The sequence below is a fragment of the Pseudomonas sp. WC1 genome (assembly GCF_050586565.1).
Classification (GTDB): Bacteria; Pseudomonadota; Gammaproteobacteria; order Pseudomonadales; family Pseudomonadaceae; genus Aquipseudomonas.
Window position 1 is genome coordinate 1 of record NZ_JBOBDQ010000005.1, and the last position, 26,114, is coordinate 26,114.

The 26,114-nt window shown below is 67.5% G+C and carries 14 protein-coding genes; 8 read left to right on the forward strand and 6 right to left on the reverse strand.

From position 1 onward, the window contains the following. The 4 genes from ACQ4OD_RS03320 to ACQ4OD_RS03335 form a co-directional block, all read left to right on the forward strand. The coding region (locus tag ACQ4OD_RS03320; RefSeq protein WP_430943877.1) for a phosphopantetheine-binding protein at window positions 1–490 on the forward strand (490 nt) is incomplete at its 5' end. Then, entirely contained in the window at window positions 487–15,021 is a 14,535-nt protein-coding gene (locus ACQ4OD_RS03325; RefSeq protein ID WP_430943878.1) for an amino acid adenylation domain-containing protein, read from the forward strand. The genes ACQ4OD_RS03320 and ACQ4OD_RS03325, both read left to right, overlap by 4 nt. A gap of 109 nt (window positions 15,022–15,130) precedes the next feature. Continuing rightward, window positions 15,131–16,285 carry a macrolide transporter subunit MacA gene (macA, locus tag ACQ4OD_RS03330; RefSeq protein ID WP_430943879.1) on the forward strand — a complete coding sequence of 385 codons (1,155 nt, stop codon included), beginning with the start codon at window positions 15,131–15,133 and terminating at the stop codon, window positions 16,283–16,285. A 2-nt stretch (window positions 16,286–16,287) separates the two neighbouring features. Further along, window positions 16,288–18,291 (forward strand): MacB family efflux pump subunit, encoded by a 2,004-nt coding sequence (locus ACQ4OD_RS03335; protein WP_430943880.1) that lies wholly within the window; start codon window positions 16,288–16,290, stop codon window positions 18,289–18,291. A gap of 233 nt (window positions 18,292–18,524) precedes the next feature. Here ACQ4OD_RS03335 and ACQ4OD_RS03340 read toward each other — a convergent pair whose 3' ends face one another. Continuing rightward, a complete protein-coding gene (locus ACQ4OD_RS03340) occupies window positions 18,525–19,172 on the reverse strand; it encodes a helix-turn-helix transcriptional regulator (RefSeq protein WP_139671342.1) in 648 nt (215 codons plus the stop codon). A gap of 224 nt (window positions 19,173–19,396) precedes the next feature. Between ACQ4OD_RS03340 and hisN the strand changes: the two genes are divergently transcribed. Together hisN and ACQ4OD_RS03350 are read left to right on the forward strand one after the other, a co-directional pair. Continuing rightward, window positions 19,397–20,188, forward strand: a complete 792-nt coding sequence (gene hisN, locus ACQ4OD_RS03345) for a histidinol-phosphatase (RefSeq protein ID WP_139671339.1) — start codon at window positions 19,397–19,399, stop codon at window positions 20,186–20,188. Between the two features lie 24 nt (window positions 20,189–20,212). Then, window positions 20,213–21,259 carry a metal-dependent hydrolase gene (locus ACQ4OD_RS03350; protein ID WP_139671337.1) on the forward strand — a complete coding sequence of 349 codons (1,047 nt, stop codon included), beginning with the start codon at window positions 20,213–20,215 and terminating at the stop codon, window positions 21,257–21,259. Between the two features lie 80 nt (window positions 21,260–21,339). On the opposite strand, the gene ACQ4OD_RS03355 is transcribed toward ACQ4OD_RS03350, so the two are convergent. Next, window positions 21,340–21,522, reverse strand: coding sequence for a hypothetical protein (locus ACQ4OD_RS03355; RefSeq protein WP_023632068.1), 183 nt, complete (start codon window positions 21,520–21,522; stop codon window positions 21,340–21,342). Between the two features lie 101 nt (window positions 21,523–21,623). Continuing rightward, window positions 21,624–21,965: a hypothetical protein gene (locus ACQ4OD_RS03360; RefSeq protein ID WP_038706052.1), complete on the reverse strand. Its 342-nt coding sequence runs from the start codon at window positions 21,963–21,965 to the stop codon at window positions 21,624–21,626. Between the two features lie 161 nt (window positions 21,966–22,126). Between ACQ4OD_RS03360 and ACQ4OD_RS03365 the strand changes: the two genes are divergently transcribed. Further along, complete coding sequence (locus ACQ4OD_RS03365) at window positions 22,127–22,948, forward strand: shikimate 5-dehydrogenase (protein ID WP_198754341.1); 822 nt, start codon at window positions 22,127–22,129, stop codon at window positions 22,946–22,948. A gap of 85 nt (window positions 22,949–23,033) precedes the next feature. On the opposite strand, the gene ACQ4OD_RS03370 is transcribed toward ACQ4OD_RS03365, so the two are convergent. The 3 genes from ACQ4OD_RS03370 to ACQ4OD_RS03380 form a co-directional block, all read right to left on the reverse strand. Beyond that, complete coding sequence (locus ACQ4OD_RS03370; protein ID WP_023630255.1) at window positions 23,034–23,279, reverse strand: hypothetical protein; 246 nt, start codon at window positions 23,277–23,279, stop codon at window positions 23,034–23,036. 96 nt (window positions 23,280–23,375) lie between these two features. Beyond that, window positions 23,376–23,903 carry a lactoylglutathione lyase gene (gene gloA, locus ACQ4OD_RS03375; RefSeq protein WP_102683890.1) on the reverse strand — a complete coding sequence of 176 codons (528 nt, stop codon included), beginning with the start codon at window positions 23,901–23,903 and terminating at the stop codon, window positions 23,376–23,378. A gap of 206 nt (window positions 23,904–24,109) precedes the next feature. After that, window positions 24,110–24,466 carry a histone-like nucleoid-structuring protein, MvaT/MvaU family gene (locus ACQ4OD_RS03380; protein WP_046855429.1) on the reverse strand — a complete coding sequence of 119 codons (357 nt, stop codon included), beginning with the start codon at window positions 24,464–24,466 and terminating at the stop codon, window positions 24,110–24,112. A gap of 346 nt (window positions 24,467–24,812) precedes the next feature. Here ACQ4OD_RS03380 and ACQ4OD_RS03385 point away from each other — a divergent pair, with 346 nt between their 5' ends. Further along, complete coding sequence (locus tag ACQ4OD_RS03385) at window positions 24,813–26,102, forward strand: OprD family porin (RefSeq protein ID WP_111532766.1); 1,290 nt, start codon at window positions 24,813–24,815, stop codon at window positions 26,100–26,102. The last annotated feature ends 12 nt before the right edge of the window (window positions 26,103–26,114 follow it).

Consider the following 26,114-nt stretch of genomic DNA (forward strand, 5'->3'; position numbering starts at 1 on the left):
CACTCGTGTGGCCGGGGTGCGCGAAGCCGTGGTGCTGGTGCACGACACCCAGCCGGCCGGCCCGCGCCTGGTGGCCTATGTCACCGGCGACGTGCCGCCGGCCGAGGCCTTGCGCGAAGCGTTGCTCGGGCAACTGCCGGAATACATGGTGCCCGCACTGTTCATTCCGCTGCCGGCCCTGCCGCTGACCGCCAACGGCAAGCTCGACCGCAAGGCGCTGCCGGCAGCTGACCTGCCGAGCCGCGACTACGAGGCGCCGGCCGGCGATACCGAACAGCTGCTGGCGCGGATCTGGAGCGAGCTGCTGGGCGTGGAGCGGGTAGGGCGCCATGACAACTTCTTCGAACTGGGTGGCCACTCGCTGCTGGCGGTGACCCTCACCTCGCGCCTGCGCGAAGCGGGCCTGGAGGCCGACGTGCGCAGCCTGTTCGAACACCCGACGCTGGCAGGCTATGCCGCCATCACAGACAGAATGGAGATCGTCCTGTGAGCATCAACGAACTACTGGCGACACTGACCGCCAACAATGTCCAGCTGGCCCTCAAGGATGGCCAACTGGTGGTCCAGGGCAATCGCCAGGCCCTGACCGACACAGCCCTGGTGGCACGCTTGCGCGAGCACAAGCCGGCGCTGGTCGCCCTGCTGGAGCGCGGTGAATACGTGGCGGCGCGCCAGGGCAGCGTCGAAGTGCCGGAGAACCGCATCCCCGCCGATTGCGAGCGCATCACGTCCGCCATGCTCAGCCTGGCCGACCTCGACCAGGACAGCCTCGACCAGCTGGTCGCGGCCATCCCCGGCGGGGCGGCCAACGTGCAGGACATCTACCCGCTGGTGCCGCTGCAACAGGGCATGCTGTTCCACCACGCCAGTGCTGGCGAGCATGATCCCTATGTGATGCAGGCGCGCTTCGTGTTTGCCGACAGCAGCCGGGTCGAGGCCTTCGCCCAGGCGCTGCAAGGGGTGATCGAGCGGCACGACATCCTGCGCACCTCGGTGCACTGGAAGACCCTGGAAACGCCGCTGCAGGTGGTCTGGCGCAAGGCCCGGCTGCGTGTCGTGCAACTGGCTCCCGGCGCGTTGCCCGACACTGGCTTCGACCTGACCCAGGCCCCGCTGATCCGCCTGCAGTGCCAGGCGCCGGAGCCCGGCGGGCAGGTCCACGCCACCCTGCAGTTCCACCACGTGGCCATGGACCACAGCGCCCTGGAAGTGGTGCGCCACGAAATGCTCGCCTTCCTGCTCGGCGAGAGTGCCCATCTGGGCCGGCCGGTGCCGTTTCGCAACCACGTGGCCCAGGCCCTGCTGGGCGTGAGCGAGGCCGAGCACGAGGCGTTTTTCCGCGACATGCTCGGGGGCGTCGACGGGCCGACCCTGGCCTATGGCCTGGGCGATGTGCAGGGCGACGGCGCGGCGCTGAACGAGCACGCCCTGGATCTCGACCTGGCGTTGTGCCGCGACCTGCGCAGCCAGGCGCGCAGCCAGGGGGTGAGTGTCGCCAGCCTGTTCCACCTGGCCTGGGCACGGGTACTGGGTGGCCTGACCGGGCGCGAGCAGGTGGTATTCGGCACCGTGCTGATGGGGCGCCTGCAAGGTGCCGAAGCCACCGACCGGGCGCTGGGCATTTTCATCAATACCTTGCCGCTGCGGGTCGACCTGGATGCCGTCGACCTGCCCACGGCGATCAAGGCTACCCACCAGCGCCTGAGCACGCTGATGCGCCACGAGCATGCGCCTCTGGCCCTGGCGCAGCGCTGCAGCGGCGTGGCGGCACCGACGCCATTGTTCAACGCCTTGCTCAACTACCGCCACAGCGCGCCCTCGGGTTCCGAGGCGGTGCGCCGGGCAGGCTGGGCAGGTATCGAGATCGTGCATGCCGCCGAGGCCACCAACTACCCGTTGACCTTGAGCGTCGACGACTTCGGCGAAGCCTTCCGCCTGACCTTGCTGGCCAGCCCCGAAGTGCCGGCGCAACGCGTCTGCGCCTATCTGGAGCAGACCCTGCGCAGCCTGCTCGCGGCCTTGGTGCAAGCACCCGCTGTTGCCGTCCGCGCGTTGCCGATGCTGCCGGACGAAGAGCGCGAGCACATACTGGCAGCCTTCAACCAGACCCCCGGCGCCACAGACACTCATGGGCCGTTGCACCGGCGCATCGAGGCCGTGGCCCAGGCCCATCCGCAGGCCCTGGCCGCCACCTGTGACGACCAGTCGCTGAGTTACCAGCAGTTGAATCAGCTCGCCAACGCCCTGGCCCATCAGCTGATCGGCCTGGGCGTGCGCCCCGACGACCGGGTGGCGGTGTTCGCCCGGCGCGGCCTGGACACCCTGGTCGGCCTGCTCGCGGTGCTCAAGGCCGGCGCCGCCTACGTGCCGGTGGACCCGGCACACCCCGACGAGCGCGTGCGTTACCTGCTGGATGACAGCGCGCCAGTGGCCGTACTGACCCAGCAGGCGCTGCGCGGCCGCCTGGGCACAGGCGCGGTGCCGGTGCTGGCACTCGACCAGCCGGACTGGCCGGCGCGCTGTGACGATCCCCAGGTGAGCGGCCTGAGCCCGGCGCACCTGGCCTATGTGATCTATACCTCAGGCTCCACCGGCCAGCCCAAGGGGGTGATGGTCGAACACCGCAACCTGAACAACCTGGTGGACTGGCACTGCCGCGCGTTCGATCTGTGCCAGGGGCGTCACACCTCGAGCCTGGCCGGTTTCGGCTTCGACGCCATGGCCTGGGAAGTCTGGCCGGCGCTGTGCGCGGGGGCGACCCTGCACCTGGCCCCGTCCAGCGAAGGCCACGAAGACCTTGACGCGCTGCTGGCCTGGTGGCGCGCCCAGCCGCTGGATGTCAGTTTCCTGCCCACGCCGGTGGCCGAGTATGCCTTCAGCCACCAGCTCGAACACCCGACCCTGCGCACCTTGCTGATCGGCGGCGACCGCCTGCGCCAGTTCAACCGCACCCAGACCTTCGCCGTGGTCAACAACTATGGCCCCACCGAGACCACCGTGGTGGCCAGCTCCGGCGTGGTGGAGGCGGGCGGCGCCCTGCACATCGGCGGCGCCGTGGACAACGCCCGCCTGTACGTGCTCGATGCGCACCTGCAGCCTGCGCCCCTGGGTGTGCCCGGCGAGCTCTACATCGGCGGCGCCGGGGTCGCCCGCGGCTACCTGGACCGTGCGCAACTGACCCGCGAACGCTTCCTCGACGACCCGTTCAGCACGACACCCGGTGCACGTATGTACCGCACTGGAGACCTGGTGCGCTGGCTGGCCGACGGCACCCTCGATTACCTGGGCCGCAACGATGACCAGGTAAAGATCCGCGGCGTGCGCATCGAACTGGGTGAGATCGAAAGCCGCCTGAACAGCTTGCCGGGCATCGGCGAGGCGGTGGTGGTGGCCCGTGAGGACCAGCCCGGCCAACCGCGGCTGGTGGCCTACTTCACCGCCCAGGCGGGCCTGGAGCCGGCCCAGCCTGAGCAGCTGCGCGGGCAGTTGCTGGCCCATCTGCCGGAGTACATGGTACCGGTGGCGTATGTGTCGCTGGACGCATTGCCCCTGACTGCCAATGGCAAGCTCGACCGCCGTGCGCTGCCGGCGCCAGAACGTTCGGCCTTGTTCGAGCGCACTTACGTGGCCCCCGAGGGTGAGCTGGAAGAGGCCCTGGCCCAGGTGTGGGGCGAGCTGCTGCACGTGGAGCGGGTTGGCCGGCATGACCACTTCTTCGCGCTGGGCGGGCATTCGCTGCTGGCCATGCGCATGGTTTCCCAGGTGCGGCTGCGCCTTGGCGTGGAACTGGCCCTGGCCGATCTGTTCGCCAATCCCGAGCTGGCGGCGGTGGCCCAGGTGCTGGCCGGCGCCGGGCGCAGCGAGCTGCCAGCGCTGGTCGCGGTGCCTCGGGAGCAACCCTTGCCGCTGTCGTTTGCCCAGCAGCGCCTGTGGTTCCTCGCTCAACTGGAAGGCGGCAGCCAGGCCTACAACGTGCCGCTGGCGTTGGGCCTGCGCGGAACACTGGATGCCGACGCGCTGGAGGCCGCCTTGCTGCGCATCGTCGCGCGCCACGAGAGCCTGCGCAGTCGCTTCGTGCCCTGTGGCGACAGTGCCGAGGTGATCATCGCCGCGACCCCGCAACCCGGCTGGTTGCAGCGCCGGACGCTGGCACCGCAGGCACTGGCCGGGCACCTGCGCGACGAGGCCTCTGCCCCCTTCGACCTGACGACGGGGCCGTTGCTGCGGGCCAGCCTGCTGCGCCTGGGTGAGGCGCACCATGTGCTGCTCCTCACCGTGCACCATATCGTCGCCGATGGCTGGTCCCTCGGCGTGCTGACCCGCGAATTGAACGCGCTGTACCCGGCGCTGCGTGAGGGCAAGGACGACCCGCTGCCGGCGCTGGCCATCCAATATGGCGACTACGCCGTGTGGCAGCGGCGCTGGCTGGCCGGTGAGCAACTGCAACGTCAGGCCGACTATTGGCGCCAGGCCCTGGACGGCGCGCCGACGCTGCTGAGCCTGCCCAGCGACCGGCCACGACCGGCGTGCCAGGATTTCAGCGGCGCCAGCCTGGCGCTGCAGCTGGATGCGCGCCTGGGGGCCGGCCTGCGGGCCTTGGCCCAGCGACACCAGGTGACGCTGTACATGGTTATGCTCAGCGCCTGGGCCGCCACCCTGGCCCGGCTTTGCGGGCAGGCCGAGGTGGTGGTGGGCTGCCCGGTGGCCGGGCGCGGCCGCGCCGAACTGGAGCCGTTGGTAGGTCTGTTCGTCAATACCCTGGCCCTGCGTATCGATACCGCGGGCGCGCCGAGCACCGAGCGCCTGCTGGCGCAGGTCAAGGCCCGCCTGCTCGACGCCCAGGCGCACCAGGACCTGCCCTTCGAGCAGGTGGTGGAGATCGTCCGGCCGGCGCGCAGCCTCGGCCATACCCCGTTGTTCCAGACCACCCTCAACTGGCTGGCCACCGAGGGCGCCGCGCCGACCCTGGCGGGGCTGCAGCTGGAAGGCGTGGAACAGGTCGGCCAGGTAGCCAAGTTCGACCTGTCGCTGAGCATGGGCGAGCAGGGCGAGGCACTGGTCGGCAGCCTCGAGTACGCCACAGCACTGTTCGATGAGGGCACCGTGCGCCGCTTCGCCGGGTATCTGGACAGCATGCTGCGCGCCATGGTGACCAATGACCAGGCGCCGCTGGCCGAGGTCGAACTGGTGGGCGAGGCCGAGCGCAAGCGCCTGCTGGACACCTTCAATCGCAGTGCCCTGGCGTTCCCGAACGGGCAGACGGTGCATGGCCTGGTCGAGGCCCAGGCGGCCCGCGCACCGCAGGCACTGGCCGCCAGCCAAGGCGACATGCCCCTCTCCTATGGCGAGCTGAACCTGCGCGCCAACGCCCTGGCCCATTACCTGATCGGGCAAGGTGTCGGCCCCGACGAGCGGGTGGCCGTGGTGGCCCGCCGAGGGTTCGACACCCTGGTGGCGTTGCTGGCGGTGCTCAAGGCCGGTGGCGCCTACGTGCCGGTGGACCCGGCGCACCCGGACGAGCGGCTGCGCTATCTGCTCGAGGACAGCGCTCCGGTGGTGGTGCTGGCGCAGCAGGCGTTGCTGGTGCGTCTTGAAGGACTGGGCCTGGCGGCGCAGGCACTGGACAGGCCGCACTGGCCGGAGCGTGCGGACAACCCCGAGATCCCCCGCCTGCAGGCCAGCCACCTGGCCTACGTGATCTACACCTCCGGCTCCACCGGCCAGCCCAAGGGCGTGATGGTCGAGCACCGCACCCTGGCCAACCTGGTGCACTGGCACTGCAAGGCCTTCGAGCTGGGCGCGGGGGATCACACCGCCAGCGTCGCCGGCTTCGGTTTCGACGCCATGGCCTGGGAAGTATGGCCGGCGCTGTGCGCCGGGGCGGTGCTGCACTTGCCACCAGCGCAGTTGGGCAACGAGCAGCTCGACGCTCTGCTGGCCTGGTGGCTGGAGCAACCCCTGAAGGTGGCGTTCCTGCCAACCCCGGTGGCCGAGTACGCCTTCGCCCAGGGGCTGCGTCATCCGACCCTGCGCACCTTGCTGATCGGCGGCGACCGCCTGCGCCAGTTCACTAGCGACCCCGGCTTTGTCGTGGTCAACAACTACGGCCCCACTGAGGCGACCGTGGTCGCGACCTCTGGCCTGGTGCTGCCGGGCGGCGTGCTGGACATCGGCCGGCCGATCGCCAATGCCCGCGTGTACCTGCTGGATGATGCGCGGCAGTTGGTGCCGTGCGGTGTGGCCGGCGAACTCTACGTGGGCGGGGCCGGTGTGGCGCGCGGCTACCTGAACCGCGCAGACCTGAGCGCCGAGCGTTTCCTCGAAGATCCGTTCAGCGAGGTGCCCGGCGCACGCATGTACCGCACCGGCGACCTGGCGCGCTGGAATGCCGACGGCACCCTGGACTACCTGGGCCGTAACGACGATCAGGTGAAGGTGCGCGGCCTGCGCATCGAACTGGGGGAAATCGAGGCGCAGCTGCTCGCTCTGGAGGGGGTCGCCGAAGCGCTGGTGGTGGCCCGCGAGGACCAGCCCGGGCAGCCGCGGCTGGTGGCCTACTACATTGCCGGCGCCGAGGCGCAGCCGGTCGGTACCCTGCGTGCCGCGCTGCAACAACGCCTGCCGGCCTACATGGTGCCGGCGGCGTGGGTACAACTGGATGCCTGGCCACTGACCGCCAACGGCAAGGTCGACCGCCGGGCCCTGCCGTTGCCCGAGCGCGAAGCGGACAGCCAGGCCTACGAGGCCCCGGCAGGGGCCTTGGAGGTTGCCCTGGCCGAGCTGTGGTGCGAGCTGTTGCAGCTCAAGCGGGTGGGGCGTCAGGACCGCTTCTTCGAGTTGGGCGGTCATTCGCTGCTGGCCATGCGCATGGTGGGCCAGGTGCGCACGCGGCTGGGCCTGGAGCTGTCGCTGGGCGAGCTGTTCGCCGACGACCGCCTGCTGACGGTGGCGGCGACCCTGGCCGAGGATCGCCACGACGTGCTGCCGGCCATCGAGCCGGCGCCGCGCGGGCAGTCCCTGCCGCTGTCGTTCGCCCAGCAACGGCTGTGGTTCCTGGCGCAGATGGACGATGCCAGCGCCGCCTACCATATTCCCCTGGGCTTGGCCTTGCGCGGCCCGCTGGACCGCGAGGCCCTGGAGCGGGCGCTGGAGCGCATCGTCGAGCGCCACGAGAGCCTGCGCAGCCACTTCACCCAGACAGGCGCCGAGGCGCGGGTACGGGTGGCGCCCGGACGGGGCGGCTTCGCCCTGGCCTGGCATGACCTGCGCGGCGCGGCGCAGCAGTTGCCCGAGCTGATGCAGGCCGAGGCGATGCTGCCATTCGACCTGGCGCACCAGCTGCCGGTGCGCGGCCGCCTGCTGTGCCTGGCGGCGGACCACCATGTGCTGTTGCTGACCTTGCACCATATCGTTGCCGACGGCTGGTCGATGGGGGTGTTCACCCAGGAGCTGGCGACGTTGTACCAGGCCTTCAGCGAAGGCCGCGACGACCCGATGCCGGCGCTGGCGATCCAGTACGGCGACTACGCCCTGTGGCAGCGTCGCTGGCTGAGCGGTGAGGCCTTGCAGCGCCAGGGCGACTACTGGAGCCAGGCCCTGGCCGGTGCGCCGGTGCTGCTGACCCTGCCCACCGACCGGCCACGACCGGCCCGTCAGGACTACCTTGGCGACCGCGTAGAAGTGCGCCTGGATCGGCGTTTGAGCGAAGACCTGCGGGCGCTGTGCCTGCGTCATGGGGTCACCCCGTTCATGCTCTTCGCCGGCGCCTGGGCGGTGTTGCTGGCGCGCCTGTCCGGCCAGGCCGAGGTAGTGATCGGCACCCCGGTGGCCAACCGCCGCCAGGCTGAGGTCGAGGGGCTGATCGGTTTGTTCGTCAACTCCCTGGCGCTGCGCATCGATACCGCCGGCAGCCCCGATGTCGGCGCGCTGCTGGCCCGGGTCAAGGCCTGTGTGAGCCAGGCCCAGGATCATCAGGACCTGCCGTTCGAACAGGTGGTAGAACGCTTGCACCCGCCGCGCAGCCTGGCCCACACACCGCTGTACCAGGTATCGCTGGCGTGGAACGGTGTGCCGGGCGAGGCCCTGCGCCTGGGTGGGCTGCAGCTGGAGGCGCTGGGTGGCACGCAGACCTTCGCCAAGTTCGACCTGACCCTGAGCCTGGGCGAGACTGCCGACGGCTACGGCGGCGCCCTGGAGTTCGCCACCGCGCTGTTCGACCGGGCGACCATCGAGCGGCACTTGGGTTACCTGGAGCAACTGCTCTGGGCGATGGCGGGCAGCGACCAGGCCGTGCCGGCGAAGGTCGAGCTGCTCGGCGCCGCCGAACGTCGCCAGGAACTGGTGGCCTGCAACGCCAGCGAGCGGATCGGCGGCCTGCAGCAACCGCTGCACGCGCTGTTCGAGGCGCAGGTGGCGCGTACGCCGCAGGCCATCGCGGTGCAGGCCGAGGACGGGCAACTGACCTACGCCGAATTGAATGCGGCGGCCAACCGCTTGGCCCACCGCCTGATTGAACAGGGCGTGGTCGCCGACAGCCGGGTCGCCGTGTGCCTGGCGCGGGGGTCACGGTTGCTGGTCGGGCTGCTGGCGGTGCTCAAGGCCGGTGGCGCCTACGTGCCGCTGGATCCGGGCTACCCGGATGAGCGCCTGGCGTACATGCTCGAAGACAGCGCGCCGCTGGCGTTGCTGGTGGATGCCGCCAGCAACCGGCGCTTCAGCGACAGCCCGGTGGCGCGGCTGGACCTCGACCAGCCGGACTGGACCGAGCAGTCGCCGGACAATCCACAGGTGCCGGGCCTTGGCGCCCGCCACCTGGCCTACGTGATCTACACCTCCGGCTCCACCGGCACGCCGAAAGGGGTGATGGTCGAGCACCGCAGCCTGTGCAACCTGGTGCACTGGAGTTCGCGGCTGATCGCCCCGAGCGCATCAGGTGCGCTGCTGCACAAGACCCCGGTGAGCTTCGATGCGTCGGTATGGGAGCTGTTCTGGCCGCTGTGTGCCGGCCTGCGCCTGGTGCTGGCGCGCCCGGATGGCCAGCGCGACCCGGACTACCTGGCGGCGCTGATCCAGCGCCAGCGGGTCAGCGTGGTGCAGTTCGTGCCCGCACTGCTGCAGCAGTTCCTCGCCCTGGAGGCCAGCGCGGCCTGCGACAGCCTCACCGATGTGGTTTGTGGCGGTGGCGAGCTGACTTCGGCGTTGCTGCGCCAGTTGCGCGAGCGCCTGCCGCAGGTGCGGCTGCACAACGTCTACGGCCCCACCGAGGCCACCGTCGACTGCTGCGTCTGGACCCTCGAGCCCCGGCAGCCCGTGCCCGAAGAGGCGCCACCGATCGGTCGGCCGATCGCCAACACCCGCCTGTATGTGCTCGACAGCAACGGCCTGCCGGTACCGCGGGGCGTGGTGGGCGAGTTGTACATCGGTGGTGTCGGCGTGGCGCGTGGCTATCTGGGCCTGCCGGCGCTGGAGGCCGAACGTTTCGGCGCCAGCCCGTTCGTGGTCGATGAGCGCCTGTACCGCAGCGGCGACCTGGTGCGCCGCCGCGCCGATGGCGAGCTGGAATTCCTTGGTCGCAACGATTTCCAGGTGAAACTGCACGGTCTGCGCATAGAGTTGGGCGAGATCGAGGCCTGCCTGGCCAGCCATCCGGGTGTGCGCGAAGTGGCGGTGCTGCTGCGCGGCGAGCGCCTGGTCGCCTGGTTCACGGCCGACGATGCGGTGCCGGGCGTGGCGGCATTGCGCAAGCATGCCCAGGCGCGCTTGCCGGACTACATGGTGCCGTCGGCCTATGTGGCATTGCCGGCCATGCCATTGACGGCCAATGGCAAGCTCGACCGCCAGCGTCTGCCCGACCCTGGTGCCGACGCGGTGCTCAGCCGTGCCTACGAGGCGCCGCAAGGCGAGGCCGAGCGCCATCTGGCGGCGCTATGGGCCGAGTTGCTCAATGTGCCGAGGGTAGGGCGCCAGGACCATTTCTTCGAGCTCGGTGGCCACTCGCTGCTGGCCGTGACCCTGATCGCCCGCTTGCGTGCCGAGGGCCTGGACGCGGACATCCGCGTGCTGTTCGCCGAACCGACCCTGGCCGCCGTGGCCGCGACCTTGAGCCAGCATGGCGGAAGCCGGGTGCCGGCCAACCGCATCGGCAGTGATTGCCGGCGCATCACGCCGGACTTGCTGCCGTTGGTGGCGCTGGAGCAGTCGCACATCGAGCGGATCGTCGATCAGGTGCCTGGCGGTGCCGCCAATGTACAGGACATCTATCCGCTGGGGCCGTTGCAGGCGGGGATCCTCTATCACCACCTGGCCAGCGAGGGTGACGATCCCTACCTGCTGCAGGCGCGTTTCGCGGTGGCCGACCAGGCTCGGTTGGAGGCGTTGCGCCAGGCGCTGGACCAGGTGATCGCCCGGCACGACATCCTGCGTTCTTCGTTGTACTGGGAAGGTCTGGCGCAGCCGGTGCAGGTGGTATGGCGCCAGGCGGCGTTGCCCGTGCAGGAACTGGCCGCGGATGAGCCGATCAGCCTGCGCCTGGACCTGACCCGCGCGCCGCTCCTGCGCCTGGTGCACCGCCAGGACCCGAGCAGCGGGCGGATCACCGCCACCTTGCTGTTCCACCACCTGGTCATGGATCACGTGGCCCAGGACGTGTTGCGCGCCGAACTGGAGGCCTGCCTGCTCGGCGAGCAGCTGCGCTTGCCGCCGCCGGTGCCGTACCGCAACTACATCGCCCAGGTGCTGCAGGGTGCCGGCGAGGCCGAGCATGAGGCGTACTTCCGCGAGCAGTTGGGTGATATCGACGAGCCGACCCTGGCCTACGGTCCGCATCCGCTGGCCCACGCCGACGCCGTGGCCGAAGCCCAGCACTGGCTGGACGACGAGCTGGCGCGGCGGGCCCGCGAACAGGCGCGGCTGCTGGGTGTCGGCGCGGCCAGCCTGATGCACCTGGCCTGGGGCCTGGTGCTGGGGCAATTGTCGGGGCGCGACAGCGTGGTGTTCGGCACCGTGCTGCTTGGTCGCCTGCAGGGCGGTGAAGGCATGGAGCGGGCCTTGGGCGTGTTCATCAACACCTTGCCGCTGCGCCTGGACGTGGGCCGCCTGCCGGTACGTGAGGCGCTGCTCGACACCCACCGCCGGCTGACCGGGCTGTTGGTGCACGAGCATGCGCAACTGGCCCTGGCGCAGCGCTGCAGTGCCTTGCCGCCCGGTGCGCCGCTGTTCAGCGCCTTGCTCAACTACCGTCACAGTGCCGCCGCGCTGGCCCATGACACTGCCAATGGGCGTGCCTGGCAGGGCATCGAGCTGCTGCATGCGCAGGAACGCAGCAACTACCCGCTGGCCCTGAGCATCGACGACCTCGGGGAGCGCTTCAGCCTGACCGCGCAGTGCGCGGCGGGCCTGGACGCCCGGCGGCTGTGCGGTTACCTCGAGCAGGCCCTCGCACACCTGGTCGAGGCCCTGGCACATGATCCCGAGCAAGGCCTGGAGCGGCTGGACATCGTGCCGGCCGAGGAGCGTCGTCGATTACTGGATTACAACGCCACGCAACGCGCCTACCCCAGGTCGGTGCCCGTGCACCGCCTGTTCGAGCAGCAGGTGGCGCGCCATCCGTTGGCGCTGGCGGCGCTGCATGACGAGCGCCAGCTCACCTACGCCGAGCTCAATGAGCAGGCCAACCGCCTGGCGCACTGGTTGATTGGCGAGGGGGTGGCGGCCGGCGATCATGTGGCGATCCTGCTGCCTCGCTCGCTGCCGTTGCTGGTCGCGCAGTTGGCCGTGCTCAAGTGTTCGGCGATCTACGTGCCGCTGGATATCAACGCCCCGGCCGAGCGCCAGGCGTTCATGGTCCAAGACTGCCAGGCCGCGGTGTTACTGACCCTTGGCAGCCTGGCCGCGGATTGCGAGGCGCGGCGCATCGACCTGGACTGCCTGGCGCTGGACGAGCAGCCCACGCACAACCCGGGCCTGGCCCAGGAGGCCGATGCGGTGGCGTACGTGATGTACACCTCCGGCTCCACCGGCACGCCGAAAGGGGTGCGGGTGACCCATCGCGGCATCGCCCGGCTGGTGCTGAACAACGGCTATGCCGACTTCAACGCCACGGACCGTTTCGCCTTCGTCGCCAACCCGGCGTTCGACGCCGCGACCATGGATGTCTGGGGCGGCCTGCTCAACGGAGGCCAGGTGCTGGTGATCGATCACCAGACCCTGGTCGAGCCGACGCAGTTCGCCGCCGCCCTGCGCCAGGGCGGCGCCAGCGTGATGTTCGTCACCACGGCGCTGTTCAACCAGTATGTGCAACTGATCCCCGAGGCGTTGGCCGGGCTGCGCATCCTGTTGTGCGGCGGCGAGCGCGGCGAGCCCGCCAGCTTCCGCGCCTTGTTGGCCCAGGCGCCGCAGTTGCGCCTGGTGCACTGCTATGGGCCCACCGAGACCACCACCTTCGCCACCGCCAGTGCGGTGCGGGCGGTGGTCGACGGTGCCGAGCATGTGCCGATCGGCGGCCCGATCGGCAACACCACGGCCTATGTCCTCGATTGCCACGGGCGCTTGCTGCCCGAGGGCGTCACCGGCGAACTGTACATCGGCGGCGACGGCGTCGCCCTCGGCTACCTGAATCGTCCGCAGCTGACCGCCGAACGCTTCCTCGACGATCCATTCGCCGCAGGTGCCGGGGCGAGGTTGTACCGTACCGGTGACCTGGCCCGCTGGCGCGAGGATGGCCAGTTGGAATGCCTGGGCCGCACCGACGACCAGGTGAAGATCCGCGGCTTTCGCATCGAGCTGGGCGAGGTCGAGCAACACCTCACCCAGTGCCCGGGCCTGGAAGAGGCCGTGGTCATGGCCCTGCGCCTGGAGCAGGGGCCGTTGCGCCTGGTGGCGTGGTACACCCGTACCGACATGGCCCTGGACGGTGCGGCGTTGCGTGCTTTCCTGCGCGATCGGTTGCCGGAGTACATGCTGCCGGCGGCGTTCGTCGCACTTGAGGCGCTGCCGCTGACCAACAACGGCAAGGTCGATCGTCGGGCCCTGCCACTGCCGGGCGCGCAGGACCTGGCCGTGGCGGTGTTCGAGGCGGCGGTGACGCCGGTGGAGCAGGCCTTGGCGGCGCTGTGGGCGCAGGTGCTCGAGGTCGAGCGAGTCGGGCGGCATGACAGCTTCTTCGAGCTGGGCGGGCATTCGCTGTCGGCGATCCGCCTGGTGGGCGAGATGCGCCAGGCTGGCCTGCACACGACCCTGGCCCAGTTGTTCCAGCACCCGACCATTGCCGCCCTGGCGCCGCTGCTCGACGAGGTGGCGGCCGAGGACGAGGCGCAAGGCCTGGTCACGGTGCGTGCCGCAGGCAGCCAGCCTGCGCTGTTCCTGATCCATGAGTTCAGTGGCCTGGACCTGTATTTTCCGGTCCTGGGGCGGCATATCGAAGGTGATTTCCCTATCTATGGGCTGGCCGGCGTCGCCGTCGGGCAGGTGCAATTGAACACCATGGAGTGCCTGGCTGCGCGCCTGGTGCGGCAGATTCGCGCCGTGCAGCCACACGGGCCGTATCGCCTGGCCGGCTGGTCGTTCGGCGGTGTGCTGGCCTACGAGGTAGCGGCGCAATTGCTGGGTGCGGACGAGCCGGTGGCCTTCGTCGGCCTGATCGACACCTACGTGCCGCGCCTGAGCGACCAGGGCAAGGCGCGCTGGCAAGGGCCGTATCTGGTGCAAGCGCAGTTGCTGCTGCATTGCCGCGTGCATTGGCAGGCGCAGGGCGAGGCGGGGGCTATGCAACTGGCCGAGATCGAGGCGTTGCAGCCGGGCGCATTGCCCTTCGAGGCACTGCTTGCCTACTGCCGTGAGCGGCAGTTGCTGGTGCCCGGCCTGGCCCAGGCCAGCGATGGACAGTTGCGCCACTTCTTCGAGCGTCACCTGGCCCATGGCCATGCCCTGGCTCACTATCGCCTGGCGCCGTTGCCGGTGCCGCTGCACTTGTTCATCGCCGAACAGCGCAGCGCCGGTATCGTCACCGACAGCCCGAGCCTGGGCTGGGCCGAGGCCTTGCCTGGGCAGGAGCTGAAGTGCCTGAGCGTGCCGGGCGATCACCAGAGCATGGTCCAGGACCCGCAAGCCGCCGTGCTCGGCCAGGCCATCGCCCAGGCGATGCAGGCCGCGTCGGCGCTCGCGCCGGCGGCGCACCAGCCGCTACTGGCAATCCAGAGTGGCGTGCCGGGCCATGTGCCGGTGTTCTGCGTGCCGGGCGCCGGCGACAGCGTGACCAGCTTCATCGGCCTGGCCGAGGCGCTGGGGCCGGACTGGCCGGTGCATGGCCTGCAGGCGCGTGGCCTGGCTGCGGGTGAAGTGCCCCATTGCTCGGTCGAGGTGGCTGCGGCGTGCCATGCCCAGGCCATCGAGGCGCTGTACCCCGAAGGACCGTTGAACCTGGTCGGGCATTCGTTCGGTGGCTGGGTGGCCCATGCCATGGCGATACGCCTGCAGGCCAAGGGGCGCGAGGTGCGCTCCCTGACCCTGATCGACAGCGAGGCGCCGGGCGCGGGGGGCAGTTGCGGCAAGCCGTACACCTTTACCCAGGCCCTGCAGCGGCTTGTCGAGTCGTTGCAACTGTCCACCGGCAAGACGTTGGGCATCGAACCTGTAGCCTTCGCTGAAACCGACGATCAGGAACAGCTGCGTCAGTTGCACGCGGCGATGGTACGGGTCGGCCTGATGCCGTCGCGCTCTTCGCCGCAGGCGCTTGAAGGCGTGGTGCGAACCTTCGCCACGGCGCTGCGCACGGTGTATCGCCCCGAGGGTGGATTCGATGGTCTGGCGCGGCTGGTGCTGGTGGCCGATCCGAGCCTGGACGCGGCCGGCAACCAGGGCGAGCAACAGGTGATGGAAGACGGCTGGCGTGAATGGCTGCCGCAGTTGGAGGTGTGGCAGGGGCCAGGCAACCATTTCAGCATCCTCAAGGTGCCGGATGTGTTCAGCCTGGCCGCCTGGTGGCATGACGGGCAGGCCCTGTATCACAGCAGGGTGAAGCAGTAACACCGTCGTGAGAGCGGGCTTGCAAAGTGATGGCGCCACCTTGGAGTGGCGTTATCGCGGGGCAAGCCCGCTCCCACGGGACCTCATCAGCTTCAGGAAGAACGGTTTTATGGAAAAGACGAAGTTTCGCAAGATCACCCTCGGTGTCGCCGTGGCCCTGGTCGCCGGCATCGTGCTGTACGCGGTGCAGGCCCCGGCCAAGCCGCCGCAGTACATCACCGCCACGGTCGAGCGTGGCGATATCGAAAACGCGGTGCTGGCCACCGGCACCCTGGAAGGTATCCGCCAGGTGGACGTCGGCGCCCAGGTCTCAGGGCAACTCAAGTCGCTCAAGGTGAAGCTTGGCGACAAGGTCGCCGAAGGCCAGTGGCTGGCCGAAATCGACCCGCTGGTGCCGCGCAACTCGCTGCGGCAGGCCGAGGTCGACGCCGAGAAGCTGCAGGCCGAGCGGCGCTCGGTGCAGGCCAAGCTCAAGCAGGCCAAGCGGGTCTACGAACGCTACGACGTGCTCCAGGCCGACGAGTCGATCTCGCGCCAGGACTTCGAGAACGCCGAGTCCGAGTTCGAGGTGCAACAAGCCAACCTGCGCTCGCTGGACGCGCAGATCAAGAGCGCCCAGGTGCAGATCGACACGGCCCGGGTCAACCTCGGCTACACCCGTATCGTCGCGCCGATCGATGGCCATGTGGTGGGTATCGTCACCCAGGAAGGGCAGACGGTGATCTCCAACCAGCTGGCGCCGGTAATCCTCAAGCTCGCCGACCTCGACACCATGACCATCAAGGCCCAGGTGTCCGAAGCCGATGTGATTCATATCAGCCCCGGCCAGCAGGTGTACTTCACCATCCTCGGTGACGACAAACGTTACTACGCCAAGCTGCGCGGCACCGAGCCTGCGCCGCAGAACTACCTGGAAAGCAGCGACAAGAGCGGCGGCGCCGCCAAGCAGGCCAGCGCGGTGTTCTACAACGCGTTGTTCGAGGTGCCCAACCCCGAGCACCGGCTGCGCATCTCGATGACCGCCCAGGTGCGTATCGTCCTCGACACCGCCCTGGGCGTGCTCACCGTGCCGGTGGCGGCGCTGGGGCCGCGTGACGCCGACGGCAGCTTCCCGGTGCGGGTGCTCGACGGCAAGGGCTTCGCCCAAGTACGCAAGGTCCAGGCGGGGGTCAACAACAACGTCAAGGTGCAGGTCAAGGACGGCCTGGCCGAAGGCGACCGCGTGGTGATCGGCGAGCCGGTGTCGGGCGAGGCGGGGGCGTGAGCATGAACATGAACGTGGAACTGTCGCCGGCGCGGGCAGTGGCGGCGCTCGAGGACCAGCCGCTGCTGCGCCTGGATGGGGTCAGCCGCAGCTTCATGGCGGGCGACCGCGAGTTCCTGGCGCTCAAGGGTATCGACCTGGAGATCCATGCCGGCGAGCTGGTGGCGATCATCGGCGCCTCGGGTTCGGGCAAGTCGACGCTGATGAACATCCTTGGTTGCCTGGACCATGCCAGCGCCGGCAGCTACCAGGTCAGCGGCCAGGAAACCCGTGATCTCGACGACGACGCCCTGGCCGCGCTGCGCCGTGACCACTTCGGTTTCATCTTCCAGCGCTACCACCTGTTGCCGCACCTGGATGCCCTGCGCAATGTCGAGATCCCGGCGGTGTACGCCGGCGTGGCGCAGGCCGGGCGCCATGCCCGGGCGCGGGAGCTGCTGGGCCGCCTGGGCCTGGGCGGACACCTGGCGCACCGGCCCAGCCAGCTGTCGGGGGGCCAGCAGCAGCGGGTCAGTATCTGCCGGGCGCTGATGAACGGCGGCGAGGTGATCCTCGCCGACGAGCCGACCGGAGCGCTCGACACCGCCAGCGGCAAGGAAGTGATGAACATCCTGCTGGAACTGCACGGCGCCGGGCACACGGTGATCCTGGTGACCCACGACCCCAAGGTCGCCGCCCACGCCGAGCGGATCATCGAGGTCAGCGACGGGCAGATCGTCAGTGACCGGCGCACCCGCGCCGAGCCCACTGCACCGGCCGCCGAGGCGGCGCCCGCTCGCGAGCAGGCGCCACGGCGGCTGGTGGCCAGCCTCGGGTTGTTCCGCGAGGCCTTCAAGATGGCCTGGATCGCCCTGGTCTCGCACCGAATGCGCACCCTGCTGACCATGCTCGGGATCATCATCGGCATCACTTCGGTGGTGTCGATCTCGGCCATCGGCGAGGGCGCCAAGGGCTACGTGCTCAAGGACATCCAGGCGATCGGCAGCAACACCATCGACATCTACTCCGGCACCAGTTTCGGCGACAGCCGGGCCAAGGCCATCGAGACCCTGGTGCCGGCTGACGTGACCGCGCTCAACGAACTCTACTACGTCGACAGCGCCACCCCGGTGATCGGTCAGAGTTCGCTGGTGCGCTACCGCAACATCGACGCCGATGTGCAGCTAAACGGTGTCAGCGAGCAGTACTTCCAGGTGCGCAACATCCCCTTGGCCGCAGGGATCGTGTTCAGCGCCGATGATGCCCGGCGCCAGGCACAGGTGGTGGTGATCGACCACAACACGCGCAAGCGCCTGTTCGGCGATGGGTTCAACCCGCTTGGGCAGGTGATCCTGGTCGGCAACTTGCCGTGCACGGTGATCGGCGTGACCGCCGAGAACAAGAACCTGTTCGTCGCCGGCAACACCCTGAACGTGTGGATGCCCTACGAGACCGCCGCCGGGCGCGTGCTTGGCCAGCGCCACCTGGACAGCATCAGTGTGCGGATCAAGGACGGCATGCCGAGCAAGCGGGTGGAGGAGGAGGTCAACAAACTGATGCTGCAGCGCCACGGCACCAAGGATTTCTTCACCAACAACCTCGACAGCATCATGCAGACCGTGCAGAAGACCAGCCGCTCGCTGACCCTGCTGCTGTCGCTGATCGCAGTGATTTCGTTGGTGGTGGGGGGGATCGGGGTGATGAACATCATGCTGGTGTCGGTTACCGAGCGCACCCGCGAGATCGGCATCCGCATGGCAGTGGGGGCGCGGCAGTCGGATATCCGCCAGCAGTTCCTGGTGGAGGCGGTGATGGTCTGCCTGATCGGCGGGGTGATCGGGATCGGGTTGTCCTATGGGATCGGGTATCTGTTCGCGCTTTTCGTCAAGCAGTGGGAGATGGTGTTTTCACTGGGGTCGGTGGTCACGGCGTTCGTCTGCTCGACCTTGATCGGCATCGTGTTCGGCTTCGTGCCGGCGCGCAATGCGGCGCGTCTGGACCCTATCGAGGCGTTGGCACGGGACTAGGCCTGAGCGCTCGGGATCGAGCGCCGCTTCCGCGGTGCTCGATCTTGCGTGCCTGTGGGCATTCGGTCTGGCTAGTGTGGTGTTTTGCAAATACGACCAATAAATCGCAGCGATTTTTGTGCTCAAGCAAGGCGTCGCGACGAGTCGTAGCCCAGCTACGGCGAGGAGCGACAACGCCGCATGAGCGCAAAAAAAGCGCCGCGAGTTATGGTCGTTATTTGTGAAACACCACACTAGATCTCTGCATACATCCAGCGCATCAGCGAGTGGCGGCCGCTGATGCCCAGCTTGATCGCCGCCCGGCGCAGGTAACTTTCCACCGTATTGACCTTGAGCCGCAGATGCTCGGCTTGCTGCGGCGCCGTGCGCCCGGCCAGCAAGCCCTCGCACACTTGCATCTCACGTTCCGACAGGCGGATGCTGGTCTGACGCAGGCGTTCGAGAAAACGCTGTTCGAGGCTGTCAGGGTCTGCGGGTACCGGCGCGGCAGGCTGCAGGGCATTGATGTGTTTTTCCAGCATGGGCAGCAACAAGGGCGAAATGTCCTCCAGCCGGCTGCGATCGGTAGCTGAGAAACCAACGCGGGTGTCGGCCCGCAAGACCGTGATTTCGTAGCGGAAACCATCCTTGCGCCGAGCCAGGTGCAGGCGCGCCGGGTCGTCGAAGCCGTCACCCGTATCGCCGGCGCTGAACACCGTCTCGCTGATCAGGGTCGCGTCTGGCTGGCTGGCGCAGGCCGGGTTGATGCGCAGTTGGCGGATATGCGTGGCGTCGATGGTCAGGTGGGTCTGGATCAGGTCGTGCAGGTGCCGGGGGAAATGGCGGCTGCCGGTACTGGCTATGACTTTACCGATCTGCGGAAAAAGCAGGTGCGAATTCATCGTGTCATCCATGATAGACGGTGGAACGGAGGCCCTTGCGCCAGCAACCAGCATCCTTGACTGTCGGCCGGGCGATCGGGGCTGCTAGCTATCCTAGTACAACGAATCAGTGACGGTTAAATGAAGCGGCGATAATGGCATAACAATATCATGGGTGACGCCGCAGGTGTGTCCGCGCACGACTCGGGTATGATGCGCATCCCATCCCACAACGAGACCGCCCCATGTCCCTGAGCGCTGAACAGATCGGCGAATTCCGCTCTTTCTCCGAGCAACTGGCCGATGCCGCCGCGGCGGCGATCCAGCCTTACTTTCGTGCCAGCCTGGATGTCGAGGACAAGGGGGGGCGCCTGTACGACCCTGTGACCATCGCCGACAAGGCCGCCGAAGAGGCCATGCGCGCGCTGATCCAGGCTCACTATCCCACCCACGGTATACTGGGTGAAGAGCAGGGCGCGGCACTGGGCAGCAGCCCGCTGACCTGGGTACTCGACCCGATCGATGGCACCCGCGCCTTCATCACCGGCCTGCCGCTGTGGGGCACGCTGATCGCTCTCAACGACGGTACCCGCCCGGTGCTCGGGGTGATGAACCAGCCGTTCACCGGCGAACGCTTCATCGGCACCCCGCACGGCGCCTGGCGCAATGGCAAGGCGCTTAAGACCCGCGCCTGCGCCGACCTGGCGTCGGCCACGCTGATGTGCACCACCCCCGACATGTTCGACACCCCGGCGCGCAAGGCGGCGTTCGAGGCGGTCGCCGGCAAGGCCCGGCTGATGCGTTATGGCGGTGATTGCTATGCCTACTGCATGCTGGCGTCCGGATTCGTCGATGTGATCGTCGAGGCCAGCCTGCAGCCGTACGACGTGCAGGCGTTGATGCCGATCATCGAAGGCGCGGGTGGGGTCATCACCTCCTGGGATGGCGGCTCGGCCCAGGACGGGGGCTGCGTGGTGGCGTGTGGCGATCCGGCGTTGCATGCGCAGGTACTGGCGATGTTGCGTCACGCCATCTGATAGACCCTGCACGAGACGTTTGCCGTGGACTCAATCACCCAAGCCGTGCTCGGCGCGGCCCTGCAAGGCGCCGTACTGGGCCGTATCCAGGGCCGCCGCTCGCTGATCTACGGCGCCGCCCTGGGGACATTGCCCGACCTGGATGTGGTGATCCGCTACGCCGACCCGGTGTCGCAGATGACCTTCCACCGTGGCTTTTCCCATTCGATCTTCGTCCTGACCGGCCTGGCCCTGTTGCTTGCCTGGCTGGTCGCCTGGCGTTGGCCAGGCCGAGGCTATACCCCAGGCAGGCTGTTCCTGGCCTTCTGGCTGGCACTGGTCACCCACCCGGTGCTCGACGCCTTCACCGTTTATGGCACCCAGCTGTTCTGGCCCCTGCACCTGACGCCGGAAAGCTGGGCGGCGGTATTCATCATCGACCCGGTGTATACCGTGCCGTTGCTGCTGGCGGTGGGCTATGCGGCGATCAGGGGCCTGAAGGGCAGGGCGACCGCGATGCTGTGCCTGGCACTGGGACTCAGCACGCTCTACCTGGGCTTCGGCCTGGCCGGGCGCATGGCCGCCGAGCAACGTTTCCACCTGGCCTTGCAGGCGCAGGGGGTCGAGGCCAGTGAGGTCCGCGCGGTGCCCATCGCCTTCAACAGCCTGATCTGGCGGGTGCTGGCGAAAACCCCGGATGGCGATTACTACGAGGGCGTGAGCAGCGGGTTCGATCGCGAACCTCCGGAGATGCTGCACCAGTCGCGCAATCTGGAGGCTGCCAAGGTACTGGCGGGCTCGCCACTGTACGAGCGCCTGCGCTGGTTCACCGATGACTGGCTGCGCTACGACATCATGGGTGACTCGCTGGTGGTCACCGACCTGCGCATGGGCATGCCAGGCAACTACAGTTTCCGCTTCGAAATGGCCCGGCGTGATGCCGCAGGGCAATGGACGGTGATCCAGCCCAGGGGCTGGATTGGTGGCGGTGCCGCCTCCCTATTCGATGGCGAGCGGTTGAGCTTGATCTGGCGCCGTATCCTCGACCAGCAACCGCCACTGCCACTTGCCGTGTGGGCGGGGCATTTGTAGGCGGCTGGCTGGCGAGCAAAAAAAGCCCGCCGGGTGGCGGGCTACAAGGGCTTAGGGAGCAACACACAACAAATTCGGGGTCAGGCGACCAAGGTCTGGTCGAGCAAGCGGCCGGCCAGGGTCTCGGCGCAGCGGCGGCTGGTCAACGGGCCGCTGATGGCTTCACCGTCGCGCAGCAGGTACCAGCAGGCCAAAAGGCCCTGTTGGCGCAGGCTGCTGGGGACTGCGCTGCCGACAACGGACATGATCTGGATCGGGGCCATGGCGGATCTCCTCTCGAACATGGCCCTACCTTACCCAGGCGTCTTCAGGGTTTGAAATCAATGTCCTCGATAGTGGTCATTGCTTTTATCAACTATGCCGCTTACCAGCGCGGCGGGCCGTAGTACACCGGCGGCGGGCCATAATAGCGGCGGTAGACCGGCGGCGGGGCGGGCACATAGCGCTCGACCACATAGGGCTGGTAATACACCGGCGGTGGCGGCGCCTGCACATAGACCGGTGGCGGTGGATAGTAGGCCGGTTGGCGTTCGACGTAGACAGTGCGGTCGTGGCCGCCCGATACGGCCGCCCCGACCACCGCGCCCACCACGGCCGCGCCGATCACCGGCCCCGGGCCGTACCAGCCGCCACCATGGGCCGAGGCTTGCCCGCTGATTGCCAGCGCGCCGACCAGCAGGGCGATTCCGGGGATGAAACGCTTCATGGCGACACCTCGCAAGACAACCCCACGTTCGGGGTCTGTCTACTATGACCGCACTCTCGGTCAACCGCGCCATGGCAAAGGGTAAAGGTTATGTAAGGGGCGACCGGCGGCGGGGTCTGGTACGCTGGCGCAATCGATTCAGCCATGACAGAGGAGCCGCGATGAGCCATTCACCGAGCAGGAACACCGTGTTGTGCATTTCCCTGGCCGGGCGCCCCGGTACGTTCGGCGTACGCTTTCACAACCATCTGTATCAGCAGTTGGGCCTGGACTATTACTACAAGGCCATGACCACCCAGGACCTGCCGGCCGCCGTGGCCGGCATCCGCGCCCTGGGTATTCGCGGTTGCGGCGTATCGATGCCCTACAAGGAAGCCTGCCTGGCCTTGGTGGACGAGGTCGACCCCTCGGCTGCGGCCATCGACTCGGTGAACACCCTGGTCAATACCGCAGGCCATCTGAAGGCCTACAACACTGACTACCTGGCGGTACGGCAGCTACTGGCCGAGCGGCGGGTCGACCCGGCGACCGGCTTCGCCCTGCGCGGCAGCGGTGGCATGGCCAAGGCGGTGGCCAGCGCGCTGCGCGACGCTGGTTTTCGCGACGGCATCATCGTCGCCCGCAACGAGCAGGCCGGGCGGCAACTGGCGGATGTTTGCGGCTACCGTTGGCTGCCTGAACTGCAGGACCGTTGCCCGCCGATGCTGATCAACGTCACGCCGATCGGCATGGCCGGGGGTCCGGAGGCCGACCAGCTGGCCTTCAGCGAAACCGCAATCGCGGCGGCCGAGCGGGTATTCGATGTGGTTGCACTGCCGGCACGCACACCGCTGATCCGCGCCGCCGAGGCGCTGGGCAAACCGGTGATCACCGGCCTCGACGTCATCGCGCTTCAGGCGCTGGAGCAGTTCGTGTTGTACACCGGGGTCCGGCCGACAGCCGAACAGGTGGCGGCGGCCGTGGCGTATGCCCGTGAAGGCTGATTAGGTGTAGAAGGGCGCCGCTGCGCGCCGCATCGCCGGCAAGCCGGCTCCCACACTGTGGGGGCTGGCTGCTGGCGTGGGGTTATCAGAACACCCGCTGATCCTTGTCATCCAGCTGCTGGTCAACCAGTGCCCGGCCATGGGCCAGGGAGACGTGCTGGGCATTCTCCAGGTCGGCGAAGAACTTCATCGGCATCGATAGTCGCCTGCTGCTGTGGCCGGCAGGGTCGGTGATCACGCAGCCTGCAGCATAGGGCAGGGGAGAGTCGGGGTGGGGCATCACGCTGGCGGTGATGGTGTGGTCGCGGTATTCACAGTGAAGGGTTTGCATCGTCCTTACCTCGCTGTGGCTTGGAACAGGCGTTACTTCCATATACCACAGCGAGGGGCCGAGGGTTCCCGGCCCGACGAGCGCGACCGGTGGGTATCAGCCCTTGAGTTCGGTCGGCTGGATGACCTCGACCCAGTAGCCGTCCGGGTCCTTGACGAAGGCCAGGTGGTTCATGCGGCCATCCTGCAGGCGCTTCTGGAACGGGACGTCCAGCGCCTCGAAGCGGGCGCAGGCAACACGTACGTCCGGTACCGAAATGCAGATGTGGCCGAAACCGCGTGGGTCGGTATTACCATTGTGGTAGGCGAAGTCGGGGTCGTTCTCGGTGCCGTGGTTGTGGGTCAGCTCGAGTACGCCTGGGATCGATTTCATCCACTGATGGCGCTCGGCGTCATCGGCAGGAATCTGCGCCGGGTCGACCAGGGCCAGGAAATACAGGCTGAAAGCCGCCTCCGGGAAGTCGCGCTTGTCCACCAGGCGAAAGCCCAGCACGCGGGTGTAGAAGTCCAGGGACTTCTCGATGTCCTTGACCCGCAGCATGGTGTGGTTGAACACGAATTGGGCGGTGGCGGTGTCTGGTTGGGCGGTCACGCCGGGGAGGGTTTGCAGATCGTGCAGGCTCATGGGTACTCCGGAATCAGGGCCTTGAATAGGTTTGCCATGATACGGAAGTCAACCAGCAGCGCAAATGAAAGCGCCCCGCACGAGTGCGGGGCGCCGGAATTAGAGGCCCGCATGTGCGGGCGCGTGATGGGGTCGCTAGTCCTTTAGCTGGTTCGATACTGAGCCTGCGGGTGTGAAAAAAGTGTGAAGCAGGTGTCGAGGTTTCATCAGCGCACCCAACTTTCCACCGTCTGCGCCCCGTACTGTTCCTTCCAGGCTTTCAGCCCGCGGTGGTTGCCGCCTTTGGTCTCGATCCGCTCGCCGGTATGGGGGTTCGCGTAGACCTTTACCACCCGCGGGCGGCGTTGCTGCTTGACCGCGGCCGGGGCGCGGGTCACGGCTTTCGGGTCGAGAATGGCGATGATATCGCGCAGGCTCTTGTCATAGCTTTTCATCAGGCCGACTAGTTTCTGCTCGAATTCGATTTCGCGTTTAAGGCCGGCATCCTTTTTCAGCGCTTCCAGTTGTGCCATCTGTTCCTTGAGCGCTTTTTCGGCAGCACGAAACTCTGCAAGTCTGGACACTGTCTTCACTCCTGTAAGTCTGCCGTGGCGGGACGTGACGAACATGAAACCAGACTGAACGCCGGCCACGTGGATGGGTAAAGCTGTTCGCTAAGCGAGAGTGTAGTAGTCGCTTGCGAGTGGGTAAACAGCAAACTTTCTATCAATTACTCGGGAACTTTGCCGATTTTTTACGCGTTATTCGAAAAGACCCGGCCAACCACCTTAGACCATGGTCCCATGGCTTAGGCTAGAGCCCTTGGCGGAAAATTATGGATGATGGTCGAAGTGTATTCGTTCATCGCGTAGTGCCGGTGCAGATGACTGCCCGGATGGTTTTTCGTCTTTCTTCTGGATGTTCCTTCGCATGTTTGCCCCTTTCCCCCTCGCCCCCGGGCGCCGAGTTGCCGGCTTGTTCTTCCTGTGTGCCGGTGTCAACGCCCAGGCCGCCGGTTTTCTTGAAGACAGCAGTGCCAAGGTCGAAGCACGCAATGTCTATTTCAACCGGGACTTCCGTGACGGCCACACCAGTTCCAAGCAAGGCGCGTCGAAGCGCGAAGAGTGGGCGCAGGGCTTTATTCTCAATGTTCAGTCCGGTTATACCCAGGGACCGGTCGGATTCGGCGTGGATGCGCTGGGGATGATTGGTTTCAAGCTCGACTCCAGTCCCGCCGACAGCAATAGCGGCCTGTTGCCGTCGTCCGGGCACGACCCGCGCCATTCCGCCGACCAGTACGCCAAGATGGGCATCGCCGGCAAGGTGAAGGTGTCCAACACGGTATTCAAGTACGGTTCGATGATGCCGGACGTGCCGCTGCTCAAGTACAACGATGGGCGCCTGCTGCCGACCATGTTCCATGGCGCCTGGTTGACCTCCGAGGAAGTGCGCGACCTCAAGTTCACCCTGGCACGCCTGAACCAGTACACCGCGCGGGATTCCACCGACCGCCAGGACATCCGCGTGCACTGCAAGAACAAGCGCTATGCCTGCGATATCGAGGCCGATCATTTCGACCTGGCCGGCGTCGACTACCGCTTCAACGACCGCGTCAGCGCGCAGTACCAGGTGTCCAAGCTGGAAAACATCTACCGCCAGCACTTCCTCGGGCTGGTCGCCAGCCAGCCGCTGGAAGTCGGCACGCTGTCGGCGGACCTGCGGGTGATCAAGAGCGACGACATCGGCAATGCCCGTGCCGGGCGCATCGACCACCGCGCCTTCAGCGGCATGCTTGGCTACAGCCTGGGTGGGCACAAGCTCAGCGCCGGCTGGCAGCGCATGTACGGCGACAGCGCCATGCCGTACCTCGACGGCACCAACCCCTATCTGGTCAACTATGCCCAGGTCAACGACTTCGCCGCCGCCCAGGAGCGTTCCTGGCAGGTGCGCTACGACTACGATTTCAAGGCCCTGGGCGTGCCCGGCCTGACCTTCTTCACCCGCTACATCAATGGCGACAATGTGAAGGTCCCTGGCAGCAACGCCGAAGGCAAGGAATGGGAACGCGACAGCGAGCTGAAGTACCAGGTGCAGAGCGGCACCTTCAAGGACGTCAGCGTGCGCCTGCGCAACTCCACCTACCGCAGCAACTACGAGAAGTGGGCGCGTGACATGGACGAAACCCGGGTCATTGTAAGCTACAACTTCTCGATCTTCTGACCCGCTTTGCCA

Excerpts from the sequence above, each read along its gene's own strand:
- macA (WP_430943879.1), top strand. The coding sequence starts at position 15,131 with ATGGAAAAGACGAAGTTTCGCAAGATCACCCTCGGTGTCGCCGTGGCC.
- ACQ4OD_RS03335 (WP_430943880.1), top strand. The coding sequence starts at position 16,288 with ATGAACATGAACGTGGAACTGTCGCCGGCGCGGGCAGTGGCGGCGCTC.
- ACQ4OD_RS03340 (WP_139671342.1), bottom strand. The coding sequence starts at position 19,172 with ATGAATTCGCACCTGCTTTTTCCGCAGATCGGTAAAGTCATAGCCAGT.
- hisN (WP_139671339.1), top strand. The coding sequence starts at position 19,397 with ATGTCCCTGAGCGCTGAACAGATCGGCGAATTCCGCTCTTTCTCCGAG.
- ACQ4OD_RS03355 (WP_023632068.1), bottom strand. The coding sequence starts at position 21,522 with ATGGCCCCGATCCAGATCATGTCCGTTGTCGGCAGCGCAGTCCCCAGC.
- ACQ4OD_RS03360 (WP_038706052.1), bottom strand. The coding sequence starts at position 21,965 with ATGAAGCGTTTCATCCCCGGAATCGCCCTGCTGGTCGGCGCGCTGGCA.
- ACQ4OD_RS03365 (WP_198754341.1), top strand. The coding sequence starts at position 22,127 with ATGAGCCATTCACCGAGCAGGAACACCGTGTTGTGCATTTCCCTGGCC.
- ACQ4OD_RS03370 (WP_023630255.1), bottom strand. The coding sequence starts at position 23,279 with ATGCAAACCCTTCACTGTGAATACCGCGACCACACCATCACCGCCAGC.
- gloA (WP_102683890.1), bottom strand. The coding sequence starts at position 23,903 with ATGAGCCTGCACGATCTGCAAACCCTCCCCGGCGTGACCGCCCAACCA.
- ACQ4OD_RS03385 (WP_111532766.1), top strand. The coding sequence starts at position 24,813 with ATGTTTGCCCCTTTCCCCCTCGCCCCCGGGCGCCGAGTTGCCGGCTTG.